We start from the raw sequence: 4,584 nt of genomic DNA, 5'->3' as shown, positions 1-4,584 counted from the left end.
GTGTGCCCGCGACCAACCTCTCCTATGTGCCATTCGCCGGTGGCGGCGAGGCGCTGTCGGCGCTGCTTGGCAACCAGGTGGCAGCCGGCATTTCCGGCTATGGCGAATTCTCCGAGCAGGTCAAGGCAGGTGCGCTCAGGCTGCTCGCCATCTCCGCCGATAAGCGCCAGGAAGGTATCGACGCGCCGACGCTGAAGGAGGCCGGCATCGATGTCGAATTGTTCAACTGGCGCGGCGTTTTCGCTCCACCAGGCGTCTCCGACGACGACAAGGCGGCGATGATCAAGCTGGTCGAGACCATGGCCAAGAGCGAGGCCTGGGCGACCGAGTGCAAGAATCGCAACTGGACACCAATCCTGCTCACCGGCGACGATTATGCCAAGTTCGTCACCGAGGACACCGCCCGCATCGGCGCCATCCTCAAGGATCTCGGCCTCGCCTGATGCCTTCCCCAGGCGGGTCGGCCGGCGCCGCTCCGCCTGGACCTTCGCCAGGCGCATGGACATGACATCCATCGCGGGCGAGACTGCGGTCAGGGCCGGCCGTGGGATGCCGGCCATCGAGGGAGGACATTCATGAGCACCAGCGACCAGCAGGCGCCGCCGCGCTTTGCCATACCCGAATTGTTGATCGGCGTCGGGCTTCTGGCCTGCGCCGCCGCCGTGGCCTGGCAGACGCTGGCGATCCCGGTGTCGCCGCTCTATTCCAAGGTCGGCCCGAGGGTCTTCCCCTACATCACGATGGCCGGCATGGTGATCCTGTCGCTGCTGCTCATCGTCGCGGCGCTTCGGGGCGGCTGGCAGCCCGACGAGGAAAAGGAGACGCCGACTGACTGGAAGTCGATGGGCTTCGTGGTTGCCGGCCTCGTCGCCAACCTTTCGCTCATCCATCCGCTCGGCTTCACCGCCGCCTCGGTGATCATGTTCGTTCTGGTCTGCTACGGTTTCGGCAGCCGGAGCCCGCTGCGCGACGCGCTGCTGGGCCTGATCCTGGCGCTCGCGGCCTATTTCGGTTTCGCCAGGGCGCTCGGCGTCAACATCGGCGCCGGTTTCGTCGAGAACCAGCTGAACACGGCGATCAACGCCGTCGTCGCCATGGTGAGGCGCTGACGCCATGGACACGCTCAACCAACTCGCGCACGGCTTCTCGGTCGCCTTCACGCCGGCCAACCTTTTGTGGTGCCTGGTCGGCACTACATTGGGAACGGCGATCGGTGTGCTGCCCGGCCTCGGGCCGGCGCTGACCATCGCGCTGCTTCTGCCGATCACCTACCAGGTGGCGCCGGAAGCCTCCTTCATCCTGTTCGCCGGCATCTATTACGGCGCTATGTATGGCGGCTCGACGACGTCGATCCTGCTCAACACCCCCGGCGAGAGCGCCACCATCGTCACCGCGCTCGAGGGCAACCGCATGGCCCGGTCCGGCCGCGGCGGCGCGGCGCTCGCCACCTCGGCGATCGGCTCCTTCGTCGCCGGCACCATCGGGACGCTGGGCGTCGCCTTCCTGGCGCCGATCGTGGTCAAGTTCGCATTGGCCTTCGGCCCGGCCGAGTATTTCTCGCTGATGGTGCTGGCCTTCATAACCGTCTCGGCGGTGCTCGGCTCGTCGTCGGTGCGGGGTCTCACCAGCCTGTTCGTCGGCTTCGTCATCGGCATGATCGGCGTCGACCTGCAGACCGGACAGCCGCGTTTCACCTTCGGCACGGGCGAGCTGCTCGACGGCGTCGATGTGATCATCGTCGCCGTCGGCCTGTTCGCCGTCGGCGAGACGCTCTACATGGCCTCGCGCCGCTATGCCGGCAAGGACGAGATCGTGCCGCTCAGGGGCTCGCTCTACATGACCGCCGCCGAATGGGCGCGCTCGTGGAAGGCGTGGCTGCGCGGTGCCCTGATCGGCTTCCCGATCGGTGCGATGCCGGCCGGCGGCGCCGAGATCCCGACCTTCCTGTCCTATGCGATCGAGAAGAAGCTGTCGAAGCACAAGGAGGAGTTCGGCACGGTCGGCGCCATCGAGGGCGTCGCCGGCCCGGAAGCCGCCAACAATGCGTCCGCCGCCGGCGTGCTGGTGCCGATGCTCACGCTTGGCCTGCCGACCTCGGCGACCGCCGCGATCATGCTGTCGGCCTTCCAGAGCTACGGCATCAATCCCGGACCGCTGCTTCTGACGACGCAGGCCAACCTCGTCTGGGGCCTGATCGCCAGCCTGTTCATCGCCAACGTCATCCTCGTCATCCTCAACCTGCCGCTGATCGGCCTGTGGGTGCGGCTGTTGAAGATCCCGGCGCCGCAGCTCTATGCCGGCATCCTGGTGTTCGCCACCGTCGGCACCTACGGCATCTCGCAGTCGCCGATCGATCTCGTCATCCTTTATCTCCTGGGAGCGGCCGGTTTCCTGATGCGGCGCTTCGATTTCCCGACCGCGCCCGTCATCATCGGCATGATCCTCGGGCCGCTCGCCGAAACGCAGTTCCGCCGCGCGATGACCATCGCCAATGGCGACTGGACGGTGTTCTACCGGCATCCGCTGTCGCTGACGCTGCTGACGCTGGCCTTCATCGGTCTCGTCGGGCCGCATATCTGGGCCTGGATCGAGCACCGGCGCCGGCGCGGACCGGAGCATGTGCCTGGCGATGCCTGATCGAACTGGAGCATCATGACAGACCTGCTTTCGGGCATCCGCGTCCTCGACCTGACCAATGTTCTGGCCGGCCCTTACTGCGCCTACCAGCTGGCGCTGCTCGGCGCCGACGTGATCAAGGTCGAGGCGCCGAATGGCGGGGATCTGGCGCGCCAGCTCGGCGCTTCGGCAAAACTCAACCAGGCTGGCATGGGCGCCTCGTTCCTGGCGCAGAACGCCGGCAAACGATCGGTCGTGCTCGATCTCAAGAAGGAGGCCGATCGCGACCGCTTCCTCGACCTGGTCGCCTCGTCCGATGCGCTGGTGGAGAACTTCCGGCCGGGCGTGATGGATCGGCTCGGTCTCGGCCATGCCAGCCTGAAGGCGGTCCGTCCCGGCCTCGTCTACTGCGCCATATCGGGGTTCGGCCAGAGCGGGCCGATGCGCGACAATCCGGCCTACGACCAAATCATCCAGGGGCTGTCGGGCATCATGAGCATCACCGGCACCCCGGAGACGGCGCCGCTACGTGTCGGCTATCCGGTCGCCGACACGCTGGGCGGGCTGGTCGGCGCCTTCGCCATCGCCGCCGCGCTGGTCAAGCAGAAGACGACCGGCGAGGGGGCGTTCCTCGACGTGTCGATGCTCGAATGCACACTCTCTGCACTTGGCTGGCCGGTGTCCAACTATCTGACTGCCGGCGTCGAGCCGCGGCCGATGGGCAATGAGAACATGACGGCAGCACCGTCCGGCGCGTTCCGCACCGGCGAGGGGCTGCTCAACATCGCCGCCAACAAGCAGGAGCAGTTCGTCACGCTCTGCCAATTGATCGGCCGGCCGGAGCTGGCGTCCGATCCGCGCTTTGCCGAACGCGAGACGCGCAAGCAGAACCGCGCGGCGCTGAAGGTGCTGATCGAGGACGCGTTGGCGGGTGCCTCGGCGGCCGCCTGGGAGGAAAAGCTCAACCGCGCCGGCGTGCCGGCCGGACGGGTGCTGACCATCCCGCAAGTGCTCGGCGAGCGCCAAGTGACAGAGCGCGGCATGACGACCCGCTTCGAAGGCATGCCCGGCATGGATCAAGCACTGACCGTGGTGCGCGGCGGCTTCATGGTCGACGGCGCAGCGCCATTGCCGGCCGGGCCGCCGCCGGCGCTGGGCGAACATATGGATGACGTCTTTGCGACGCTGCCGGCGCGCGGCAAGACAAGAGCGCAGGCATGAGCCAGGAGAAAAAGGCCGGCCGCGCGCGCGGCGAGGAATGGTGGCGGACCGGCATCATCGAGATGAGCCCTGGCGTGATCCGGCTCCGCGGCTACGAGATACAGGACCTCATTGGCCGCGTCAGCTTTCCGGCGATGATCTGGCTGATGCTGCGCGGCGAATTGCCCAGCGAGGACCAGGCGGCGCTGCTCGGCATCGCGCTGGGTGCTGCCGTCGACCACGGGCCGCAGGCGCCGTCGATCGCCATCGCCCGCATGGCGGCGACCTGCGGCGTCGGCATCAACAATGCGATGGCCTCGGCCATCAACGTGCTGGGCGACGTGCATGGCGGCGCCGGCGAGCAGGCGCTTTCCTTCTACGGCGACATCGCCGCGGTGATGGACCGGGGCACGACGCTGGCCGATGCGGTGGCGGCGCGGCTCGATCGCTTCTTCGCCGAAGACAGGGGCTATGTGCCGGGTCTCGGCCATCGCTTCCATCCGGTTGATCCGCGCGCGCCGCGGCTCATCGAACTGACCCGCGATTTCGCGGCGCGCCGCGTGGTCAGCGGCCGCTTCGCCGACATCGCAGAGGCCATCGAGGCCGAGGTGGCGCGGCGCAAGGGCAAGCGCATCCCGCTCAACATCGACGGCGCGACGGCGGTGATCTATGGCGAGCTCGGCTTCCCGCCGCCGCTGACGCGCGGCCTGTTCGTGCTGTCGCGCTCGGTCGGCATCCTGGCGCATGCCTGGGAGCAGTCGCAGGAAA

At 67.7% G+C, this 4,584-nt stretch carries 5 protein-coding genes; all 5 read left to right on the top strand.

What is annotated here, in order from left to right; translation table 11 throughout:
* The coding region (locus tag EN742_RS25185) for a tripartite tricarboxylate transporter substrate-binding protein (RefSeq protein WP_281034992.1) at positions 1-443 on the top strand (443 nt) is incomplete at its 5' end.
* 132 nt (positions 444-575) lie between these two features.
* A complete protein-coding gene (locus EN742_RS25180) occupies positions 576-1,109 on the top strand; it encodes a tripartite tricarboxylate transporter TctB family protein (RefSeq protein ID WP_126058319.1) in 534 nt (177 codons plus the stop codon).
* A 4-nt stretch (positions 1,110-1,113) separates the two neighbouring features.
* Positions 1,114-2,637 carry a tripartite tricarboxylate transporter permease gene (locus tag EN742_RS25175; protein WP_126058320.1) on the top strand — a complete coding sequence of 508 codons (1,524 nt, stop codon included), beginning with the start codon at positions 1,114-1,116 and terminating at the stop codon, positions 2,635-2,637.
* Positions 2,638-2,652: 15 nt separating this feature from the next.
* Positions 2,653-3,837 carry a CoA transferase gene (locus EN742_RS25170; protein ID WP_127407174.1) on the top strand — a complete coding sequence of 395 codons (1,185 nt, stop codon included), beginning with the start codon at positions 2,653-2,655 and terminating at the stop codon, positions 3,835-3,837.
* Positions 3,834-4,584, top strand: a 751-nt coding sequence (locus EN742_RS25165; protein WP_128333408.1) for a citryl-CoA lyase, incomplete at its 3' end; no start/stop codon positions are given. The genes EN742_RS25170 and EN742_RS25165, both read left to right, overlap by 4 nt.

It is taken from the genome of Mesorhizobium sp. M4A.F.Ca.ET.020.02.1.1 (assembly GCF_004022645.1).
Classification (GTDB): domain Bacteria; phylum Pseudomonadota; class Alphaproteobacteria; order Rhizobiales; family Rhizobiaceae; genus Mesorhizobium.
This window is presented reverse-complemented; position numbering and strand designations above follow the sequence as displayed.

Excerpts from the sequence above, each read along its gene's own strand:
- EN742_RS25170 (WP_127407174.1), top strand. The coding sequence starts at position 2,653 with ATGACAGACCTGCTTTCGGGCATCCGCGTCCTCGACCTGACCAATGTT.
- EN742_RS25175 (WP_126058320.1), top strand. The coding sequence starts at position 1,114 with ATGGACACGCTCAACCAACTCGCGCACGGCTTCTCGGTCGCCTTCACG.
- EN742_RS25180 (WP_126058319.1), top strand. The coding sequence starts at position 576 with ATGAGCACCAGCGACCAGCAGGCGCCGCCGCGCTTTGCCATACCCGAA.